The following is a 21,116-nucleotide window of genomic DNA, read 5'->3' as shown; positions in this document are numbered from 1 at the left end:
AAAGCATGAGCGCCGAGCCTTCCTATTTATAACGGTGTTTTTGTTTCCCTTTATGACCATTGTTCTGGTGGGCGGTTACGGGTTGGCCATCTGGATGTCGCAGCTGTTACTCGGTCCGAGCACCTATTGAGGGTGGCGCCGTCAGCTTACTTGCCCACCAATGCCGCGCGCCGCGGCCTGTTTAAACGCCTGCTGCACCCCGGCCGGACAGCATCGCTCGTGCCCTGCCGTCCGCCCGGCGCCCGGGCGGAGGCCGACTTTATCGACCTGTGCAGCCGCTGCGAAGCCTGCCTTAGGGCCTGCCCGAGCCAGATCATCGTGCGCGGCGACGGTGGTTTTCCGGAGCTAAATTTCTCCGCCGCCGGGTGCACCGGATGTGGCGACTGTATCAGTGCCTGCCAGCCACAGGCCTTGCAGCCCGGAGCACCGGCCTGGCCGATGGGGCAGGTCAGCGTGAGTGGTGACTGTCTGGCCAATCAGGGCGTGACCTGTCAGGCCTGTAAGGATGCCTGTGATCTCCAGGCTATCGAGTTTCCGATCACGCTGACCACACCGCAACCGGTGTTTAACCCCGACGTCTGTGTGGCCTGTGGCGAATGCGTGTCGGTCTGCCCGGTCAACAGCTTGTTCATTAATCCGCTGGAGACCTCTGCAGCGGGCTCGAACCGATAGGATGCAACCCCGATGAGAAACGCAGTAGCCCTGAATACCGGTACGGATGAAGAACACATAGTCAGCGTGATCCTGCACGGCCGGCCAGAGCATCGTCTGGCGATTGAGCTGGCCATGGACACCCTGGCGGGTGTTGAACGCGTGGTACAGGACGAACTGGGCAAGTATGTACTGGTCATCGGTGCGCCGACCGCCCGTCAGGTGATGCAGCAAATCGAGGCGCTGCAGACTATCGAGGGCGTGCTCAGCGCGACCCTGGTGGCACACCATACCGAAGCGTCTGAGTACCTCAATCAGGAAATTGAAATGTCGAGTCTGATACTCGGTAAAGCCGACCCCGACCCAGCCCAGATTATCGCTAGGAGCACCCTATGAAGCTGACCCGCCGTGACGTCATTAAGGCGCAAGCCGCGGCCGTAGCCGCCTCAGTTGCGGGCTTATCGATGCCCGTCCAGGCCACCAACCTGATCACCAGCAGTGCGGAAAATCAAATCCAATGGGATAAGGCACCCTGTCGTTTTTGTGGCACCGGCTGTTCGGTCTCGGTCGGTACCAAGGCCGGCAAGGTGGTCGCCACCCATGGCGATCAACTGTCACCGGTGAACCGGGGTCTTAATTGCATCAAGGGCTATTTTCTCGCCAAAATCATCTATGGCCGCGATCGCTTGACCCAACCGCTGTTACGCAAAACCAATGGCGTGTATGACAAGAACGGTGAATTTACGCCAGTGTCTTGGGATGAGGCGTTCGATGCTATGGCCGAGAAATGGAAAGCCACACTCAAGACCAAGGGTCCTGAGGCCATTGGCATGTTCGGTTCGGGTCAATGGACCGTCTGGGAGGGCTACGCGGCGGTCAAGCTGATGAAAGCCGGTTTCCGCAGCAATAATCTCGATCCCAATGCGCGCCACTGTATGGCCTCGGCCGTGGCCGGCTTTATGCGCACCTTCGGCATCGATGAACCGATGGGCTGCTATGACGACTTCGAACACGCCGATGCCTTTGTCTTATGGGGCTCGAATATGGCCGAAATGCATCCAATTCTGTGGACCCGCATTACCGATCGTCGGCTCTCGCATCCTCATGTCAAGGTGGTGGTGATGTCGACTTACCAACATCGCAGTTTTGATCTGGCCGATATCCCGATGGTGTTCAAATCGCAAACCGATCTGATCATCGCTAATGCCTTGGCCAATTACCTTATTGAGAATGATAGAGTCAATAAGGACTTTGTTGCCAAGCACGTTAACTTCCGCAAGGGCACCGACGATATTGGCTATGGCCTGCGGCCGGAGCACCCATTGGAGCAGCAGGCGAAAAACGCCGCCACGGCGAACGACTCTGAAAGCATCGATTTTAAAGCCTACGCGGCGTTTGTTAAGCCCTATACCCTGGCCTATGCCGCCAAGGAATCGGGCGTCTCGGAACCGGCCTTGCGCGCCTTGGCCGACATCTATGCCGATCCGAAGACCAAGGTGATGTCTCTCTGGACCATGGGCGTTAATCAGCACACTCGAGGAGTGTGGATGAACAATATGATCTACAACCTGCACCTGCTCACCGGCAAAATATCCGCACCGGGCAACAGCCCCTTTTCCCTGACCGGGCAACCCTCGGCCTGCGGCACGGCGCGTGAAGTGGGCACCTTCGCCCATCGTCTGCCCGCAGACCTGGTCGTGACTAACCCAGCCCACCGCCTGCGGGCCGAAAAAATATGGCGCCTGCCGGAAGGCACTGTGCCGTCCAAGGTGGGTGCCCACGCCGCGCTGCAAAACCGCCATCTTAAGGACAGTAAGATCAATTGCTACTGGGTCCAGGTGAACAATAACATGCAGGCGGCCGCCAACATGATGGAGGAAACCTATCCCGGTTACCGTAATCCGGAAAACTTTATCGTGGTCTCCGATGCTTATCCAACCGTGACCTGTGAGGCGGCAGACTTGATTTTGCCGACCGCCATGTGGGTGGAAAAGGAGGGCGCCTATGGCAACGCCGAACGGCGCACCCAATTCTGGCACCAGTTGACCCAAGCACCGGGCGAAGCACGCTCCGATCTATGGCAACTTATGGAGTTCGCCAAGCGCTTCACCATGGAAGACGTTTGGCCGGCCGAGCTGCTGGCGGCGAATCCAGACTACAAGGACCGGTCGATGTTCGATGTGCTGTTTCGCAATGGCACAGTTGACCGTTTTGGCCTGGATGAGGTCGACAAAAAATACGCCAATGATGAGGCCGACGCCTTCGGTTTTTATGTGCAGAAGGGCCTGTTTGAAGAATACGCCGAGTTCGGGCGCGGTCACGGTCACGACCTGGCCCCCTTCGATCGCTACCACGAAGAACGCGGCCTGCGTTGGCCGGTGGTGGCGGGCAAGGAAACCCAATGGCGTTTTCGCGAAGGCTATGACCCCTATGTTGAGCCGGGTCGAGGCGTGCAGTTTTATGGTAAGTCAGACGGCCGGGCGATTATCTTTGCGCTGCCCTATGAGCCACCAGCAGAAAGCCCCGATGCCGAATACGATCTCTGGTTATCGACCGGCCGCGTGCTCGAGCATTGGCACTCCGGTTCGATGACCCAGCGTGTGCCGGAGTTGTATAACGCCCTGCCCGATGCACTCTGCTATATGCACCCAGACGACGCTCGCAGTCGCGGCCTGCGGCGCGGTGATGAAATTCGCGTGGCGTCTCGGCGGGGCGAAATCCGCACCCGAGTGGAAACGCGTGGCCGCAATAAACCGCCCGTAGGCTTGATCTTCGTGCCCTGGTTCGATGCCAGTCAGCTGATTAATAAGTGCACCTTGGATGCCATGGATCCGATTTCCAAACAGACTGACTATAAAAAATGTGCCGTCAAAGTGGCTAAGGTATAGGAGATCCCAATGAAAAAACGATTCGCCCTCTGTAGTCTGCTGGTCCTATTGAGTCTTGCCCAGGCTGATAATCAGGTCGCCACCCTGCGCGGCTCAGCGGAGCTACTCGACACTGCGCAGCCGCCGGCCATGGCCGACGAAATAAATAACGACCAGCGTCGGGTGCGGGATTATCCGATGGCGGCACCGACCATACCGCATAAGATCGCCGGTTATCAGATCGATTTAAAGGTGAATAAATGCCTGTCCTGTCATAACCGTTTGCGCGTCGCCGACTCGCAGGCACCGATGATATCGGTGACTCACTTTATGAATCGAGATGGTAATTTTCTCGCCGATGTATCGCCCAATCGCTATTTTTGTACCCAATGCCATGCCTCACAACAGTCGGTCAAGCTGCTTATTGAAAACGACTTTATCAGCATGGATGAACTGTTTCTCAAAGCCGGCGCCAGCCATTAAGGAGAAGTATATGTGGAGCCGCTTTATGTCTCTATTAATTTCCAGCTGGCGGGTTTTGGCACGGCCAGCCAGCCATTATTCCTTGGGCTTTTTAACCCTGGGCGGTTTTGTCGCCGGGATTATCTTCTGGGGTGGTTTTAATACCGCACTCGAAGCGGCCAATACCGAAGCATTCTGCATCAGCTGTCATGAGATGCGCACCAATGTCTATGTTGAATTACAAGAAACCATCCACTTCTCGAATCGTTCCGGCGTCCGCGCAACCTGTTCCGATTGCCATGTGCCGCACGAATGGACCTACAAGATCGCGCGTAAGATCCAGGCCTCTAAAGAAGTCTGGGGTAAGGTCTTTGGTACTATTAACACGCGGGAGAAGTTTGAGGCCAAGCGCCGTGAGTTGGCCGAGCATGAATGGGCGCGCTTTAAAGCCAACGACTCATTGGAATGCCGCAACTGTCACGAGTTCGCTGCGATGGACTTTACCCGCCAAAGCGAACGTGCCTCGAACCAACACAGCACAGCCTTGGCCAGCGGCGATAAGACCTGTATCGACTGCCACAAGGGCATTGCCCATCACCTGCCCGATATGAGCGGCGTCCCCGGTTGGGAGTAGTCGGCCAATCGGGCGATACATGAGCCCATGGTCAATCCGGACTCTGTCCGGCTGATGAGCCTCCCGAGCCCTCATGCGGCATCCAGTGCCCTCAATTGGAGCCTTGCCTGGGATCCTTAGAGGGGGCCAATTCGACTAGACTTTCATCTGCAGTACTATAGTGTTGTCCGGCGCCAAGGCTGCATTGGGCGGGGAATAGGGTGATTTTTGGGCTCAGTAATGTGAGGCAATAAAGTGGAGCGACACGGCATGGCAAAGGTTTGTATTTTAATTGGCGGGTCACGCGGCCTGGGTAAATCCCTGTTAGCGCTTTATCAGCAGCAGGGTTTTACCGTGCTGGAATTGTCTCGTTCCGGCAGCGGAGACGAACACCTTGAGCTCGATATGTCACGCCGTGAAGCGGCTATCGATACCGTCGATCGGATGCTGGCCGACCTGGCGCGCGAGCGCTGGGATGAGGTTCAGCTGATCATTAATGCCGCGACGATCGGCCCCATTGGTCCCCTAGCCTTAAGTGAGCCCAAACAGTGGTGGCAACATCTGGATGTCAATTTCACCGTGCCGATCTCGATCCTTGGCCGTTACCAATATCATTTTGGGGCCTACCCGGCTCGAAAAGTGGCTGCCTTTGTTTCTTCTGGGGCGGCGCACAGCGCCATCGACGGTTGGGGCCTGTACTGCGCCAGTAAGGCCGGGGTGAATCATTTCTTACGGGTTATGGCCGCGGAGCAGAGTTTGCAGCCTCTGCCGATCGAGTGCGCAATATTGGACCCGGGTGTTATGGCGACGCAGATGCAAGCCACCTTGCGCGAAGCCAGTGTGGCGCAATTCAGTCAGGTACAGAGTTTTATCCAATTGCACCAGAATGGCCAGTTAGCGGCGCCTGAAACCGTGGCGCAGAATATCTATCGGCGTTTGGCTGAACCGGTGAGCCATACCGAGGTACTCGATGTGTCTGGCTACTAGGCCGATTGGCGCGAACCATTGAACCACGCCACTTACTCGGCCAATGCCTCAACATAATGCCAGCGCTGCTTAACCTTTTTGAACAAGGAGGTTTCATGCAAACAGCGTTGCACCCCCGCCTCGAGATAGTAGGCCTTAAACTCAACAATCGATTTTTTCAGTCCGGGTTTGACGGTCAAAATTTCTAATTTGAGCCACTCACCTCGGTCCAGTTCGGCCTGGTCTAGGTCCGGGCGAGTATCGGGGTGCCAACTCTTTAACAGATAGGCCCGATTGGCGCGGACAAAGGCACTGTATCGGCTGCGCATCAGCAGTTCGGCGCTCTGAGCGGGTGCGCCCAGGTCAATAAAGCGACCGCAACAACTGAGATAGCTCGCCTCCAGGCCGCAGGGACAGGCCTCAGTGTTGGACATGGCGACTCCGCTGGGTCTGCAACAGCAGGGCGATCGCATTAGCCAAGGCTGGGGTCAGGCGCGGGTGGCCGAGTAGGGTACGCATCAACTGCGCCAGACCCGGTTGCATCACCAGGTGGGTGACCAGGCGGTGAAAACCGTCGGCATCGGCCAGCTGGGCCAGTTGATCCATGATTAACAACGCTCGGTCAGTGTCCTGTAGCAGGGTGCTGTAGCGACTCAGCACGATCAAGAGAAACTCCAGACTCACGTCCGGAGCGGACAACCGACGGTCGATCAGCGCCTGACAAAGCTGGGCGTCGGTCGACTGAGAGCAGGCCCTGAGACAGGCATTTTCGATGGCGATCTGATTTGGGTCCAATTGGGCCTTGGCTATCAGCGCCGACACCAGGGATGTGCTCAGGTTGCGATGCTCCAATTGTCCGGTCAAGGCGATAAAGGGTGCCTCAGCCAATGGCGTTAGCCGACCGGCCAGCTGGCCTAGGTCTGCCTCGCTCGCCCGGACGACAAAGTCAGCGATGCCCTGCAAGCCAATCGACTGCCAGTCGATGGCGTCATTGTTTGAGAGTAAAAATTCCTCCGCCGTGGGCAGATATTGACTGGCGGGCAGACCCAATAGGGCAGTGGCCGTCGCGTGCAGGGCAGCCATCTTGTCGGTATCGGGTTTAAAGTGAAACAGATGGTCCGTGAGCAGGCGTTGTCGTTCTTGCGCGTCATCGGTTTGCAACGAGCGATACAGGCGGTTGACCAGTTCGCCATGCGCGGCGGCGGAGACAATGCCCTGCTCATCGAGTGGCAATTTGAGAAACCAGAGGCTATTTTGTTCGCTCACCTGGGGGTGCCAACTAAAGATCACCAGCCAGCCGTAACCCAGATAGGGATAGGGGTAGGGCAGACCCTGGTCCAGACTCGCGAGGCTGTCGTCGGGCAAGGGTCGCAGTTGGGTGCCGAGGTCAAACAAGCGATACTTTGCGTCGCTCAGGGCTAAGAAGCCGGACAGGCTGGGTACGTTCATGGCGCAGGTGTCCTGTCATAATCAAATCGCCATTATAGCGAGCGCTATGCGGGAGTCGACCCTAACCGCTCGAACTCAAGCAAATAGGCAATCTGCGTTAATGCCACCGTCCTTACGAGGACGGCCCCGAGCGCTGCGCTCTGGACTTTGATTGGAAGGGTAAACCGAGCATCGACCAGAGGCGACTAGTCTGTGCCAGGCTCGGATAAGCGCGTAGACCGATTTGGATCGGTGTTGCGTGCGCACTCGCTGTATAGGTCTTAAACAGGCGATCCCAGACGGACAGACTAAAACCGAAATTAGAGTGATGTTCCCGGGCGCGCAGGGAATGATGAATGCGGTGCATGGCCGGGGTCACCCAGAGGCTGCGCACGGTCTTTTCCGCCCGAGCCGAGAGATTGACATTGGCATGGTTAAACATGGCCATGCCATTGAGCAATATTTCGAATAGGATAACCGCCACCACCGGTGCCCCGAGCAGGACAATAACCACGGTCTTGATCAGGATTGAGACTAGGATTTCCAGCGGGTGAAAGCGGACCGCGGTGGTCACATCGAAGCCCGGATCGGCATGGTGGACCCGATGTGAGCGCCAAAACCAGGGTAAGCGATGGGCCAAGCGATGTTGCGCATAGATCGCCAGATCCAATAACACAATGGCCAGCCCTATCAGCACGTATGGATTGTCGATCAGTCGAGGCAGCAGGCCCCAGTTCTCGGCTTGGGCCCAGCTCGCCGCGTTGACGGCCGTCAAGGGACCCAGCAGGGCGGCTGCGCCAATGTTGATCGGGGCCAGCGCCAGATTATTGCGCCAGCGAGCCTGGCCGCGGCCATAGCCGCTCTGCGCCGGACGCCAGCTTTCCCAGCTGAGCATCAAAAAGAGGATTAGCACAAAGGCTGAGAGGCGAAAGAGCATTGCTTGTTCGACCAACATGGGCCTGTACTCCGCTATATATTAGTTTTATATAATATACCCAGTTGCAGCGCTTGAACAGCCCCAACTTTTGAATCGATCGCACGCCGAGCTGTGCTAGAGTGACGTAACAAATGAAATAACCAAACAAGCACTGTCCTGCGGCCAATTAACCCTATATATTGCCGCCCCTCTCATTACTGGCCCGGTCGAGGTTGTATGTTTAATCTTTATATCTCCATTGCGATTAAGTTCCTGTTTCTCTTTGCTCCCTTTTTTGTGGTGTCGATGTTTTTGGTCTTGACCCATGGCGAAAGTCAGGCCGCCAAACGCCATATCGCGATCCGTGCGACCCTGGTCGCTGGCGGTATCGGAACGGTACTGTTCTTCGTCGGCACGCCCCTATTCGAGCTTATTGGCATCACGCTGGACTCCTTCCGGATCGGATCGGGCGCCTTGCTGTTCTTAACCGCGGTCAGTTTGGTGAATCACGGCACCCGATCACATGCCAAGGGTTTGCCGAACGAGGAACGCGATGATGTGTCCGTTGTGCCCTTGGCCATTCCGATCATCGTCGGTCCCGCGACCATCGGTACCATTTTGGTGTTGGGTGCCGAGTTACCATCCATGACGGAAAGCCTGGTCGGTCTACTGGGCATGGTAACGGCCTTGTTCGCAGTGGCTGGCATGTTGTTCATCTCCGGTAGCATCGAAAAACTGCTCGGTCGCACCGGGCTGAATATACTCTCCAAGCTGAGCGGTCTTATTCTCGCGGCCATGGCGGCGGAAATTATCTTTACCGGTATCGACAATTTTTTAAATTAGGTTTTGTACCGCTAGCGCAGAGTCAGGGGGAAAGATGTCCAAATCGATTAGTGTAATATTAGATGAGATACAGGCGCTTATGATGCGCGACGGCCGGTGGCAGAGTATGGCCCCCTCAGCCGAGGCGATGATGAGTACCGACCCATTCTGTATCAACAGCATGGACTTTTTAGAATGGTTACAATGGATTTATCTCGCCCGCTTGCGCGCGCTTATCGATGCCGGCCGGCCCATGCCGATGGGTGCGCAGGTGGCACCCTATGCGGAGGAGGCACTAAAGGCTGAGGGTGCTAAGGTCACCACGCTGATTGCGTTGGTGCGCGATCTGGATCGGGCGCTGGCCTAACCTCAATGCGCTTGTCGGCAGTCTAAGCCAGGCCTAGGGTACTTAGTCGCGCTCAGGCTCGGGCAGCCCCGAGCGACCGGTGATCACAGACGGACCGCTTTCGTCCGTGACCTCGAACAGGGGCGGGAGCGCCTCAACATTCAACCAGCCCTGATCGATCTGTTCCGCCGTTACCGGGTCTGGCTGCACATCTAGATGTCGTTCGTCGGCGCAACTCCCGCCCCAGCAGAGGGTCGTGGGCAAATTAACCTCTTCGGCCCGCTCCCCCCAGGCGAGCATGTCGGCGTTCTCGGGCGTTGGCTCGTGTGGGCTATATCCGCCGTCCGGTGCCCAATCGTGGCTGTCATCCGGCACCATGGTCCAGGTTTGACGGTCGGCCACGTCGAGCCCTGGCGAGTCGGCAATAACGGGCGTATCTGGCACTGCGGTCGGTGCCGAGTCTGACGCCGCCTGCCAAGCACTGATCCGTTTTAGGGGGCCAGCTCTTTCAACCAGCGGTGCCTCGAGATTGGGCGCAGCGCTTCCCGGCCCAAGCCAAATTAGTGTCAGGAGCAGCATGGCGCCGGCACCGAGTAGCGCCAAAAAAGTTAACATTAATTTCATCTGCTTGCCGGCCCTCCTAGTTTGCCAATCGTCTTGTTTGCTGACTGTCTTACTTGCTGACTAAGTTAAACCGGATTGCGCTGCCCTCGCTCTGGCCAACTACATCGCAATCCAGTTGATTAACCCTTGCGTTCGATTTTTTAACCGCTTGCTAGCACGCTAAAGCCTTAGGCTAATCGACCAGGGTGACGCGACAAGTCGCGTTGTATTGGTTCCAAGACAGTACCGCAAAGTTCCCGTCCAGATCGCCATGGTTGTACCACTGTGAATAGTTGCCATCGGTGAAGTAGCAGGACCAGGCGTTCATCACGTGTTCGGTTTGGTTGTTGTTGCTGGTGCCGGCCCGATCGCCGGCCTCAGCTCGCCAGGCGCGGTTGCGGGTGTTGTAGTAAAATAGTGAGCTGCGCGACGCGGTGCGGCCGGAGCCGTCCCAGTTGTACATGGCAATGCGAACTTCACAGCCGTCTATATCGCCACAAAGCTGAGCGACCCGAGCTTCTGGGATGTTGACCGTGTTACCGCGTTGCCATGACCAGGCGGTATAGGTTGACTGGTCGGAGGCGATGGCTGTGCCGGAAAAAACCAGGGCCAATGCCGTTAGGGTTAGGGGTTTAATTAGAGAAAGGTTCATATGATAACTCCAGTACCAAAATGAATATTTAGATAATGTGATTTTTTTATAATCACAAACTGTTGTACCGGTTGAAAACGCCATCTAACCGGCAGGGCGAATTTTCGCGCCATGTCAGGCCGCTGTAAAGAAGGTTGGCGGATCAAGGTTGATTGTTTAGATAGGGTATTGTTTATCCGCGTGCATGGGTCGCAAACTTTTTTCTAGTACCGGTCGCGGGCTTAGCAGAGCGCGTCTGCCGATGCCGTTTGGGCGCTCGCCTTGTCCTTCACCAGCGTCTTGACCTCGGTCAGGCAGCTGCCGCAATTGGTACCGCAACAGAGGGCCGTTTGCAGTGTGCTCAAACTCGCTTGCGCATGGCTCTGCAAGAAGTCGGTGATTTGGCTGTCCGTTACCGAGAAACAGGTACAGACGATCTTGCCACGGATCGGGGCATCGTCCTGCTGTCCGGTCAATAGGGCATTGAGGCTCAGCCCTGGGTTTGGCTGTTCGGCGGCTCGATCGAGAAATAGGCTGTCGGGCCATGGCGTGGCTGCGCGATGGATACTGAGCCAAAACTGCAAGCCGCCAGCGTCCTGGCCAATCCATTGCGCCGATTGTTGACTGCTGTCGGTCAGGCTCATCGTGCAGGGTGTGCCGTCCTGACTGCGCAATGCTATAAAGTCGGCCAGAGATTGCTGCAGGCTAAAAAACCGGTACAGGGTACCTTGGCGCGTGTGGGTCTTAAACCATAGCAGCTCGTTGAGCCAATCCGGTGCGGGTTGACCGTCGCCGATAAAGAGAAAACCGTTGGCCTGGCTGGTTTGTTTGGCCAGCTGTACCCGGGCGTGCTTGCTGGCCGGCTGGCCGGAAATAGGATCGACTCGGCTGGCAATCACATTGGCGACGCCACCGTGGCTGGCGAACTGGCGGTTCCAATGCATGGCCGCGAACAGCTCCGATGGCTGCTGTGCGGCGTCGATCCGGGCCAGGGCGTAAAAGCTGCCCAGATCGGAGCGGACCGCAACCAGGTCTCCATTGACGATGGCATTGTGCTCGGCATCGTTCGGGTGGATATGCAGTTCAAACTGCGGGCTGTGTTGGTTTAACGCCATGGCATAGCCGGTGCGGGCCATGGTATGCCACTGATCGCGCAGGCGACCGGTGTTTAAAATATAGTCCCCGCCGTCCGGTTGGTCGACCGAGATCGGACTGATCGGCACCATCTGGGCGCGACCGTCGTGGCTCGGGAATTGGCCATCGCCAAACAGCCGGGGTGTTCGAGTTGTGCCATCAAGGGGCCACTGTTGGGGCAACCAATCTTGGTATTCGGCCAGGCTCAGGTCGGCCACGGCCGACAGGTCAAAGCTCAGCGCGGTGGCGCGATTGAGGCGACTGAGTCGGGCGTGTTCACGAAAGATCTCATGGGCATGGTGCCAAGCAAAGGCGTCCGTGAAACCCAGTTTTTGTGCCACCGTGGCGAGCGCCCACCAGTCGGCCCGGGCTTGGCCTGGGGCTATTAAGAAGGGCCGTTGACGGGAAATGGTGCGCTCGGAGTTGGTCACCGTGCCGTCCTTTTCACCCCAGGCTAGGGCCGGTAGGCGAATATCGGCACAGTCGAGCGTATCGGTCGACTGCACGACTTCGGAGACGATCAACGTCTCGACCTGGGCCAAGGCGGCGCGAATCTTATTGGCGTCGGGCAGGCTGGCCACCGGGTTGGTGGCCATAATCCATAACACCTTGATGTCACCGGCCAGGCAGGCATCGAACAGATCCACGGCTTTGAGGCCGGGCTTTTGGGCCATATGGCTGGCCTGCCAAAAGGCGCCGACCTGGGCAATGCTGTCGGCATCGAAACCGCGGTGGATGGCCAACTGGTTGGCCAGGCCCCCAACCTCCCGACCGCCCATGGCGTTGGGCTGACCGGTGATCGAGAAGGCGCTGGCACCGGGTTGACCGATGCGGCCGGTGGCCAGATGAACATTAATAATGGCGTTGCTTTTATCGACCCCAGACTCCGACTGATTGATGCCCATCGACCATAGGGTAGTGGTTTTAGGGGTTTGGGCGAACAGGGCAAAGAATGCCAACAGATCCGCTTCGGGTAGGCCGCACAATTCCGCCTGGATGCGGCTATCGGTACCCACATCCAATGTCGCCGCGGCCAGGGTTTGTGCATAACCGCTGACGTGCTCGGCGATGTACTCCCTAGCGCAGGCCTGATGCTTATCCAGATAGACCAACAAGGCATTAAACAACTGGCCATCGGCGCCGGGTTTGATCGCCAAGTGCAGGTCCGCTTCCAGGGCGGTGGCGGTCTTGCGGGGATCGATAACCACCATTTTTTTACTCGGCTGCTCGGCGCGGGCGGCTTGCAAACGTTGAAACAAAACCGGATGGGCCCACGCCAAGTTGGATCCGGTCACCACCACCAGGTCGGCGATTTCCACATCCTCATAGCAACTGGGCGGGGCATCCTCACCGAAGGCGCGCACGTGTGCGGCCACCGCCGACGCCATGCAGAGACGCGAGTTGGTGTCGACATTGGCGGTGCCTAAAAAACCCTTGGCCAGCTTATTGGCGGCGTAATAGTCTTCGGTGAGCAGTTGGCCGGAGAGATAAAAGGCCACCGAGTTGGCACCATACTGGGCCTGGGCCTGGCGGATCTTATCGGCGATGGTCTGGCTGGCCAGATCCCAACTGACCGGTTCGCCGTGCACGCTGGGTATCAGCAAGCGATCCTTAAGCGGTAAGACATCCCCCAGATGGGTACCCTTAACGCACAACCGCCCCCTATTGGCCGGGTGCTGTGCATCGCCACTGACGTTGACCCGACGGTCGTTTTCGGTCGGCACCGTGACACCGCAGCCGACGCCACAATAGGCGCAGGTTGTTTTTAGGCCAGTCTGGTTCATAAGATCTCTTTTCGGTTAGAGGGCAATCTGAATAAGGTCGTCTTGAACCTTTACGTCATAGACGTTCAAGGCAACCTGACTGTCTTCAAGACAGGCCCCGCTGAGCAAGCAAAAATGTTGTTTATAGATCGGACTGGCCACGACCAGCTGGCCCTTGAGATCGCCGATAATACCGCGTGCGATAACATTGGCCCGGCTGAACGGACAGTAGTTACTCAAGGCATAGATGGTGTCGTTTTCCGGCAAATAAAATAACGCAACTTGCTGATTTTTAACCAATATGGCAACGCCGGACTGGGCCACCAAGTCGGCCTTCGTGCAGGCCAGTAGCCATTCTTTATTGTCTATCGTGGTCATGGTATTTCTCCTCAGGTGGCAGATGGTTCGTTCAGCTCGTGGCGATCAGTGATATTTTTTCAGCGTCGGTTGCGGGCCGTTTTTGAGCGCGTTCCTCGACAAAGACGATATTGCTGTCTCGCGCATCGCTGTTTACAAAAGTTCGAAAGCGTTTGAGTTTTTCCGGATCGTTGAGGGTCGAAGTCCATTCACATTCAAAGGTGGCCACAATGCGATGCATCTGCGCTTGCAAATCATCGCCCAAACCCAGTGAGTCGTTGAGGATAACCTCGGTGAGATAGTCCAGTCCGCCGTCGAGGTTTTCCAACCAGCGGGCGGTGCGTTGTAACCGATCGGCGGTGCGAATATAGAACATCAAAAAGCGGTCGATGGTTTGTATCAGTTCGACGTCATTGAGATCGGTCGCGAACAGATCGGCATGGCGTGGCTTCATCCCACCATTGCCGCCGACATAGAGATTCCAGCCGTTTTCGGTGGCAATAATGCCAACATCCTTACTCTGTGCTTCGGCACATTCGCGGGTGCAGCCAGAGACCGCGAACTTCAGCTTATGGGGTGCGCGCAAACCCTTGTAACGATTCTCGATCAGGATCGCCATATTGACGGCATCCTGAACACCAAATCGACACCAGGTGCTACCGACACAACTTTTTACCGTGCGGACCGACTTGCCATAGGCTTGTCCGGTTTCAAAGCCGGCGTCGACCAACTGACGCCAGATCAGCGGCAGTTCATGCAACTGGGCCCCGAACATATCGATCCGTTGGCCGCCGGTGATCTTGGTATAGAGGTTGAATTCCTGCGCCAACTGGCCGATCTTGATCAGGCCTGCGGGGGTGATTTCGCCACCGGCGATACGCGGCACAATCGAGTAGGTGCCGTCCTTTTGCATATTGGCGAGAAAGGTATCGTTGGTATCCTGTAACTTGACATGGGCCGGATCGAGCACCGGCTCGTTGTAGAGACTGGCCAGAATCGACGACACCGTGGGTTTGCAGATTTCACAGCCGAGGCCGGTGCCATGTTGTGCGATCAGAGCATCGAACGAGCGATGGTCGTGGATCTGCACCAGGTGATAGAGCTCCTGGCGAGTGTGCGAAAAATGTTCACAGATTGAGGTGTCAATCGCCACGCCGCGCGCGGCCAAGGTCTTATCGACAACCTCCTTAAGCATGGCAGCGCACCCGCCGCACCCGGTGCTGGCTTGGGTCGCACCCTTGACCTCGGCCGTCGACGCACAACCGCCATCGAGGGCCGCGATGATATCGCCCTTACTGACATTGAGGCACGAGCAGATGGTCGCGCCGTCTGGCAGGGCATCTACCCCTAACGCCGGTGCCGCGTTGCTGGCCAGGTTGGGCAAGATTAGGCTATCGGGTTCGGCGGGCAGGTCAATATCATTGAGATGGTATTGCAGTAGGGTGTCGTACGCGCTGTTATCACCGACTAACATGGCACCGAGTAATTTCTTGCCATCGGCCGTGGTCACGATCTTTTTATAAACGCCCTTGGCCTCGTTGCTGTAACGGAAGGACAGGGCACCCGGCAACTGGCCGTGGGCATCCCCAATGGAGCCAACATCGACCCCGAGTAACTTAAGTTTGGTGCTCATGTCGGCGCCGAGAAAGGCGCTTACCTCAACCTCGGCGATCGACTGTGCAGCGGTTTCGGCCATGCGATAACCGGGTGCCACAAGTCCGTAGATGCGCTCTTGCCAGAGCGCGACCTCACCAATGGCGTAGATGTCGGCATCGGATGTTTGGCAGTGATCGTTGATCACGATGCCGCCGCGCTCACCAACCTGCAAACCACAGGCACCGCCGACTGCATCCTGCGGGCGGATACCGGCAGAAAATACCAGCACATCGGTCAGTAACGGCTCACCGCTGGCAAAGGTGAGCCGCAGGCGATCGTCGTCGGTGACGTCGATCGCCTGGGTACCGGTCTGGGTATGAACCGACACGCCGATTTGTTCAATCTTTGTTTTTAGCAGGGCACCGGCCGGGTCATCTAACTGGACCGGCATCAGACGCGGGGCAAACTCGATGACATGGGTTTTCAGGCCCAAGGATTTCAAGGCGTTGGCCGCCTCCAGGCCGAGCAGACCGCCACCGATCACCACGCCAGTGGAGCGACCCTGCGCGGCCTGCGCAATCGCATCGAGATCGTCCAGGGTACGGTAGACAAAGCTGCGCGCATTTTGGTAGCCGGGTATCGGTGGCACAAAGGGATAGGAGCCGGTGGCCAAGACCAACTTATCGTAGTCTAGGCTCATCCCGTTATCGAGTTGCACTCTCCGCTGGGCCCGATCGATCTCGGTGCAGGTTACACCCAAATAGGTCTTGTAGCCCAGGGCACGGTAATCGTCTTCCTGGCAGTAGGCCAGATCGGCGTGACCCTTACCTTGGAAGTATTCTGACAGATGCACTCGGTCATAGGCCGATTGCTGTTCGGCGCCAATGATATGCAGTTGCCAACCGGCGGCGGCCGCCTGCTTCTGCCACTGCGCGATAAAATGATGACCGACCATGCCATTGCCAATGATGACCAGGTTCTTCTTTTGTGTACTGTGCATTGTTTTATCCTCAGGCAGCGTTCTGCAAGCGACCCAAGATCACATCTCGGGGGTCGCTGATGGGGTGTTTGGTTTGAATTAAATCCTGACAATAATTGGCCAGGCTGAGGTCACCCAACAGCTCTGCACCAATGAGTCGATGGTTGAGAAAATGCAGCGTACGGCCGCGTTGTTGGTACTGATCGACCAGGCTGAGTACCTGTGCTTTGGGGTGATTGATCTGCCCGGTTGAGAAAACATCTAAGCCGGAAATCTTTAATCGGGTATCGGTCTGGGTTAACGCGAACTCGGATGCCCCGCCCATCAGGCGCTGCGCCAATACTTCGGCCTGGGCATAGACTGGGGCCACCAGTCCGAAGGTTTGAGCGGCAAATTCGGTGCACTCACCGAGCGCGAAAATATGGCCAGCAGAGGTTTGCAGAGCCTCATTAACCTGGATGCCTTGCCCTGTGGCCAACCCGGCGCGCTGAGCCAAGTCGATATTGGGACGGATGCCCGCCGCGGCGATCAGGCAATGGACTGGTAGGGCTTCAGCGTTATCAAGGGTGATGCTGGCCAAGCGTGGGTCGCTGTCGATGGCGCGAATTTGGCGCTTCAGACGCAACGTGATGCCGGCCTTAACAAAGCTGTTGGCCAAGAGCGCGGCCAAGGGCGCACTGAGCTGACGGTTCAATAAATGGTTATTGCGGTGGATCAGGGTTACCCGGTGACCGAGTTGACGAAGCCCCCAAGCTGCTTCTAGGCCGAGCAAGCCACCGCCCAATACCGCAACATGGGATTGCTCAGGCAGCGCCCTGAGGAAATAGCCATCCTCCAGGGTACGAAATGCGCGGATGGCCGGTTGCGACCTAAAGTCGCACTCCGGTAGAACAGGCTGAGATCCGGTGGCTATTACGGCGCGAGCGAATGGCATTTCGCTGCCATCACTCAACCGAACCCGATGTAAATCGGCGCTGAAGGAGACCACATCGGTTTGGGCTAGGATGCGAATGTTTAACCGCGCCAGCACTGTTGCATTGACCAGATTGAGGTCAATATCGGCCTCCGGGTTTGCCAACCAAGGCGTTAGTTGAATGCGATTGTAGCCGACATTTTTTTCGCGACTGACCACGCAAATCGGACCCGGGTAGCCCAAATCGGCCAAGCGATTTAGCAGGCGCGCCGTGGCCATGCCGAAACCAATGATCAGCAAGGTATCGTCCGGAGGATTGTTAGCCAGGTCTGAAAACATAAATAACACCCATAAAAAAACGCCCTCGGGAAAACCCAAGAGCGCCAATGCTCAATTCAAAAATAACGTACCTAAGCGCAACATGCCTCCAAACCTAAGGCCACGTTGCGCAGTAAATTACTTAGCGAAGGTCGTGCCAGTTCTGTTCAGGTCGCTCCTCTGGGGGTATCTGGCGCCCAGACGTTGTGTTTTGTTTAAGCTGGTCGGTTTTATGCACTATTAATGGGCGTTATAGGGTGGTATTGGGCCTTAGTGGTGCCCGATGGAGCGAACCCGGAACGCTAATGATCTCAGCCCGCAGCCCGTACTTTGGGCACAACAGGTCATCGCCAGCCGTTGCGGAAGCTACCGGGTTATTAACAACCGAGGTCTGGTCGGCCCCAACGCCCAAGTAAAGTCTCACACCTCAGAAGCGGCAAAGTCTGCTGCAACGTAGGACGATTTTTATAGGGTAGAAGCCAGGCGATGCTCGCATTGTGCCGATCATGGTCTAGGGTATTCAGATTAGTATCGGTGCTGTCTGCGAAATTCATCAGCACCGTTTTTTTAAACGGCGTGTTAGGTCCGCGCCGGTCAGCAATCAAGACAAGAGTTTAGCCCGACCCATGAGGTGTTTTCCTTGACCGATAAAATAGCCTTGGTATTGGTTCCAACCTTTATTCATACAATTGAGCAGCGCATCTGCAGCGGCATTGCCGAAGCATTTTCCGATCAAGCGATAAGGGTCATCTTTGCGCCGCTGCAATATTTGCCGGAATCGGCGGCGCAACTGGATCGCTGTCTTTGGATCCATCATCAGTTTCGAGCGCTGCAGCCGTCGGTGTTGATCGGTTATGGCGGCGGTTTAGGTTATGTGTCGGGCAATGGCAGCTATGAAAAAATACTCGCCCTCTATCAGGGTATCCCAATCGTAAATATCGGCAGCGCGGTACCCGACGTGGCCAATGTCTTGGTCGATAATTTCGACGGCATGTATGAGCTAATGGTCGATATTGTGGCACGCCGCTCTACCGCCCGGTTTTTGTATCTGAGTGGGCCGGTGGGCAATGTCGACAGTCAGATTCGTCAGCACGCCTTGTATCGCGCCTTCGAAGAGTCCGGTCGTTCGAGCACTGACATTGAGGTGCTGGTCGGTAATTTCACCACCTTTGCCGCGCGCACCCTGATTGACGCCTATCTCGCCGCCGGGTCGTGGGCCGATGTCATAGTGTGCGGCAACGATCTGAGCGCCAAGGGTGTGCTCGACAGTCTTAAGGCGCACGGGATCGAATGCCCAGGACAGTGCTGGGTGACCGGTTACGATGATTTCGAATATGCCGCCGCCATGCTCCCGGGATTGACCACCGTGCACTTTCCAGCCAAAGCCTTGGGCAAGCTCGCTGGGGAGCAGGCCTTGGCACTGCTGGTCAAACCTAGTCAGCGGCTGGTAGACCGGGTGGTCAAAGGCGCGCCGGTCTTTCGGGAAACCACCGACAATTCGCCCCCTACGGTCAGTAATCACGATCAAAACCTGTCGGAGCAGTGGGCGCTAATATATCAACGGGATAATAAATCACGCAAACTCGACCTGTTGCGGCTGTTAAAGGCGCAGGTGCCACTGGCAGAGGTGATGGTCAGCGCCAAGGCACCCTTGGCGGAATTGGAAGTTGATCAGCTTTCGCTTTTTTTGCTGACCCATCCGGAAGATGGCAGTCGGTTTTTCAGCGAAATAAATTTGGCTGGGCAGGGCACCAACACACCCTATGCTCAGCCGATGATCCCGCTGTCCTTTTTAGAACCCGTTAGTTCGGGCAACTACTCTTTAATCTGTACGCTGGAATTCGATGACGAGCACTTTGGCTATATGGTGGCCAGCTGTGCTCCGGATGCAGCCGAATTTATTGAGGTTATCGGCGTCCAGCTGTCCGAGGTTTTGCACGCCGATGCGCTGGTGCGTACTAGCGAGCATTATCGTCAACTCAATGAAATGAACGCCCGCATGGCATCGTTGGGCAGTCTGGTCAGTGGCGTAGCGCACGAAATCAATACGCCGATCGGTACCGGCAAGTTAGCCGCCTCATCGTTATTAACGGCGACCCATGCATTGCAGACACAAATTTCAAACAACAGTATGACCCGATCGAACTTTGACGCCTACCTTACCGACGCGATCGAATACGCCGAGATTATTTTTCAAAGTTTAAGCCGGGCTGCCAACCTTATTTCGAACTTTAAGTTGGTGTCGGTTGACCAAACTGGCGAGGCAAAACGAATCTTTGATTTGGGTGACTACCTGACCAGCGTCTTGGTTAGCTTGCGCCATCAGTTGAAGGGCACCCAGGTTGAGCTCATAACCGACTTTGAGTCGGGCATTGTGGTCGACACCTACCCTGGGGCGGTTGCTCAGGTGGTGACCAATCTGTTTATGAATGCCTTAGTCCATGGCTTCGATGACGGTGAGCTGGCCGGTACCATCGAGATGCGTTTGAAGAAGACCCGATCGGGATTTGAATTGAGTACTCAGGATAACGGTAAGGGCGCCAATGCAGCGACTGTAAAGCAGATATTCGATCCCTTTTTCACCACTACGCGTGGCAAGGGCGGCAGCGGCTTGGGTATGCATATAGTCTACAATCTCTTATCACAGAAGTTGTTTTGGACCATTGAGGTGCAATCGGCACAAGGCAATGGTTTTCGTGCGCTACTGAAACCGGCCGCTCGTCATCAGAGCTTTGAGGCCGGTTCGATTGATCTCGTCGAGCCTAAATCCTAGGTGTGAATGGGGATTGTTGTGCCGGTCTCAAGCGCGCCGACTGGTCACTTCGCTGGACTTAGGCGCAGCAACCTTGGTCATCAGGCCAATAACATCAAGCAGCATAAACAGGCTGGATCCGGCCATCAGATATTTTCCTTGGCTAAAAAGTCAGTCAATAATTTACCGAAGACCAGCGGTTTTTCGGCATGGGGCCAATGTCCGGCGCCCTCGATCAGTTTGGCGCTCGACTGGGGAAACATCGAGCGGATCAACTCTTGGTCTTCGGCGGCTATATAGTGGCTGTTCATGCCTTTGATAAAGAGCGTTGGGCCGTCAAAGGGCTGAGTCGTGGTTGGTGCCTGCGCAATGCTCTCGTAACGTGACTCCAAGACCGAGAGATTAAAGCGCCAGGCCAGTTTGCCGTCCTGTTTATAAAGGCTTTTTAACAAAAACTGGCGCACGCCAACATCGGTCACCAGATCGGCGATATCGGCCTCTACGGCTTTACGATCGGGTAGGGTAGCCAGGTCGGCGCGCTTGAGCGCCAAAAAGATGTCTTGATGGTGCGGTGGGTAAGGCTTGGGCGCTATATCGACTACGATCAGTCGCGTCAACTCGCCAACATGCTCGTTGAGAGCCAATTGCATGGCGACCTTACCGCCCAGTGAATGACCAAGCAGTCGGTAGCGTTCGATACCTTGATGGTCGATCCAGTCATTTACCGCCGCGGCGAGATTGACCAAGGTCGGATCATCCAGCCAGGGCGAGCGCCCGTGATTGGGCAGGTCGAGCAGATGTACCCGATACCGGTCACTCAGTTGCCGGCCAATACTGCGCCAGTTGTCACCGGCACCGAATAGGCCATGAAGGAAGATTAGATCCGGGCCCGAGCCTAATGTTTCGCTGTAAATCATTGTGCTACCAGTATGCGAAGAGTCGCAGCAGTTTACCGAGCGAAATTTTTAAAAGCCATCTGCTATTTGGCCGACCCATGCA

The 21,116-nt window shown here is 56.3% G+C and carries 20 protein-coding genes; 10 read left to right on the top strand and 10 right to left on the bottom strand.

All coding sequences use genetic code 11. From position 1 onward, the window contains the following. The 7 genes from AC4FIC_RS12650 to AC4FIC_RS12620 all read left to right on the top strand — a co-directional run. The coding region (locus AC4FIC_RS12650) for a periplasmic nitrate reductase, NapE protein (RefSeq protein ID WP_476195054.1) at positions 1-130 on the top strand (130 nt) is incomplete at its 5' end. Positions 131-132: 2 nt separating this feature from the next. Beyond that, positions 133-672, top strand: coding sequence for a ferredoxin-type protein NapF (gene napF / locus AC4FIC_RS12645; protein WP_158524365.1), 540 nt, complete (start codon positions 133-135; stop codon positions 670-672). A 12-nt stretch (positions 673-684) separates the two neighbouring features. After that, positions 685-1,047: a chaperone NapD gene (locus AC4FIC_RS12640; protein ID WP_490359419.1), complete on the top strand. Its 363-nt coding sequence runs from the start codon at positions 685-687 to the stop codon at positions 1,045-1,047. Continuing rightward, positions 1,044-3,539 carry a nitrate reductase catalytic subunit NapA gene (gene napA, locus AC4FIC_RS12635; protein WP_100257645.1) on the top strand — a complete coding sequence of 832 codons (2,496 nt, stop codon included), beginning with the start codon at positions 1,044-1,046 and terminating at the stop codon, positions 3,537-3,539. The genes AC4FIC_RS12640 and napA overlap by 4 nt, the downstream gene beginning before the upstream one ends. A gap of 9 nt (positions 3,540-3,548) precedes the next feature. Continuing rightward, positions 3,549-4,001 (top strand): nitrate reductase cytochrome c-type subunit, encoded by a 453-nt coding sequence (locus AC4FIC_RS12630; protein WP_100257644.1) that lies wholly within the window; start codon positions 3,549-3,551, stop codon positions 3,999-4,001. A gap of 25 nt (positions 4,002-4,026) precedes the next feature. Then, positions 4,027-4,614, top strand: a complete 588-nt coding sequence (locus AC4FIC_RS12625) for a cytochrome c3 family protein (protein WP_100258763.1) — start codon at positions 4,027-4,029, stop codon at positions 4,612-4,614. 249 nt (positions 4,615-4,863) lie between these two features. Next, entirely contained in the window at positions 4,864-5,580 is a 717-nt protein-coding gene (locus tag AC4FIC_RS12620) for an SDR family NAD(P)-dependent oxidoreductase (protein WP_100257643.1), read from the top strand. Between the two features lie 32 nt (positions 5,581-5,612). Here the strand turns inward: AC4FIC_RS12620 and AC4FIC_RS12615 are convergent, their stop codons facing one another. The 3 genes from AC4FIC_RS12615 to AC4FIC_RS12605 all read right to left on the bottom strand — a co-directional run bounded on the left by AC4FIC_RS12615 (position 5,613) and on the right by AC4FIC_RS12605 (position 7,942). Next, positions 5,613-5,993, bottom strand: a complete 381-nt coding sequence (locus tag AC4FIC_RS12615; RefSeq protein ID WP_273285192.1) for a YchJ family protein — start codon at positions 5,991-5,993, stop codon at positions 5,613-5,615. Continuing rightward, the gene (locus AC4FIC_RS12610) at positions 5,980-7,008 is read right to left on the bottom strand and encodes a DUF3549 family protein (RefSeq protein WP_273285190.1); all 1,029 of its coding nucleotides are present in this window, start codon (positions 7,006-7,008) and stop codon (positions 5,980-5,982) included. Before AC4FIC_RS12610 ends, AC4FIC_RS12615 begins: the two co-directional genes overlap by 14 nt. A gap of 112 nt (positions 7,009-7,120) precedes the next feature. After that, positions 7,121-7,942 (bottom strand): sterol desaturase family protein, encoded by an 822-nt coding sequence (locus AC4FIC_RS12605; protein WP_227003665.1) that lies wholly within the window; start codon positions 7,940-7,942, stop codon positions 7,121-7,123. 198 nt (positions 7,943-8,140) lie between these two features. Between AC4FIC_RS12605 and AC4FIC_RS12600 the strand changes: the two genes are divergently transcribed. After that, positions 8,141-8,746, top strand: coding sequence for a MarC family protein (locus tag AC4FIC_RS12600; protein ID WP_100257640.1), 606 nt, complete (start codon positions 8,141-8,143; stop codon positions 8,744-8,746). 34 nt (positions 8,747-8,780) lie between these two features. After that, complete coding sequence (locus AC4FIC_RS12595; RefSeq protein ID WP_100257639.1) at positions 8,781-9,092, top strand: YqcC family protein; 312 nt, start codon at positions 8,781-8,783, stop codon at positions 9,090-9,092. Between the two features lie 42 nt (positions 9,093-9,134). On the opposite strand, the gene AC4FIC_RS12590 is transcribed toward AC4FIC_RS12595, so the two are convergent. From AC4FIC_RS12590 to AC4FIC_RS12565, 6 genes are all read right to left on the bottom strand, one after another. Further along, positions 9,135-9,695 carry a hypothetical protein gene (locus AC4FIC_RS12590; protein ID WP_476195052.1) on the bottom strand — a complete coding sequence of 187 codons (561 nt, stop codon included), beginning with the start codon at positions 9,693-9,695 and terminating at the stop codon, positions 9,135-9,137. A 172-nt stretch (positions 9,696-9,867) separates the two neighbouring features. Next, a complete protein-coding gene (locus AC4FIC_RS12585) occupies positions 9,868-10,326 on the bottom strand; it encodes a hypothetical protein (protein WP_100257637.1) in 459 nt (152 codons plus the stop codon). Positions 10,327-10,547: 221 nt separating this feature from the next. Continuing rightward, positions 10,548-13,223 carry a nitrate reductase gene (locus AC4FIC_RS12580; protein WP_476195050.1) on the bottom strand — a complete coding sequence of 892 codons (2,676 nt, stop codon included), beginning with the start codon at positions 13,221-13,223 and terminating at the stop codon, positions 10,548-10,550. A 15-nt stretch (positions 13,224-13,238) separates the two neighbouring features. After that, positions 13,239-13,580 (bottom strand): nitrite reductase small subunit NirD, encoded by a 342-nt coding sequence (gene nirD / locus AC4FIC_RS12575; protein ID WP_100257635.1) that lies wholly within the window; start codon positions 13,578-13,580, stop codon positions 13,239-13,241. 31 nt (positions 13,581-13,611) lie between these two features. Further along, positions 13,612-16,155: a nitrite reductase large subunit NirB gene (gene nirB / locus AC4FIC_RS12570; RefSeq protein WP_476194277.1), complete on the bottom strand. Its 2,544-nt coding sequence runs from the start codon at positions 16,153-16,155 to the stop codon at positions 13,612-13,614. A 10-nt stretch (positions 16,156-16,165) separates the two neighbouring features. Then, the gene (locus tag AC4FIC_RS12565) at positions 16,166-17,386 is read right to left on the bottom strand and encodes an NAD(P)/FAD-dependent oxidoreductase (protein WP_145980288.1); all 1,221 of its coding nucleotides are present in this window, start codon (positions 17,384-17,386) and stop codon (positions 16,166-16,168) included. A 619-nt stretch (positions 17,387-18,005) separates the two neighbouring features. Here AC4FIC_RS12565 and AC4FIC_RS12560 point away from each other — a divergent pair. Beyond that, positions 18,006-20,138: a substrate-binding domain-containing protein gene (locus AC4FIC_RS12560; RefSeq protein ID WP_100257632.1), complete on the top strand. Its 2,133-nt coding sequence runs from the start codon at positions 18,006-18,008 to the stop codon at positions 20,136-20,138. Between the two features lie 125 nt (positions 20,139-20,263). Here the strand turns inward: AC4FIC_RS12560 and AC4FIC_RS12555 are convergent, their stop codons facing one another. Further along, positions 20,264-21,034: an alpha/beta fold hydrolase gene (locus AC4FIC_RS12555; protein WP_100257631.1), complete on the bottom strand. Its 771-nt coding sequence runs from the start codon at positions 21,032-21,034 to the stop codon at positions 20,264-20,266. Between the last annotated feature and the right edge of the window lie 82 nt (positions 21,035-21,116).

This window comes from Reinekea sp. (assembly GCF_982785585.1).
This window is presented reverse-complemented; position numbering and strand designations above follow the sequence as displayed.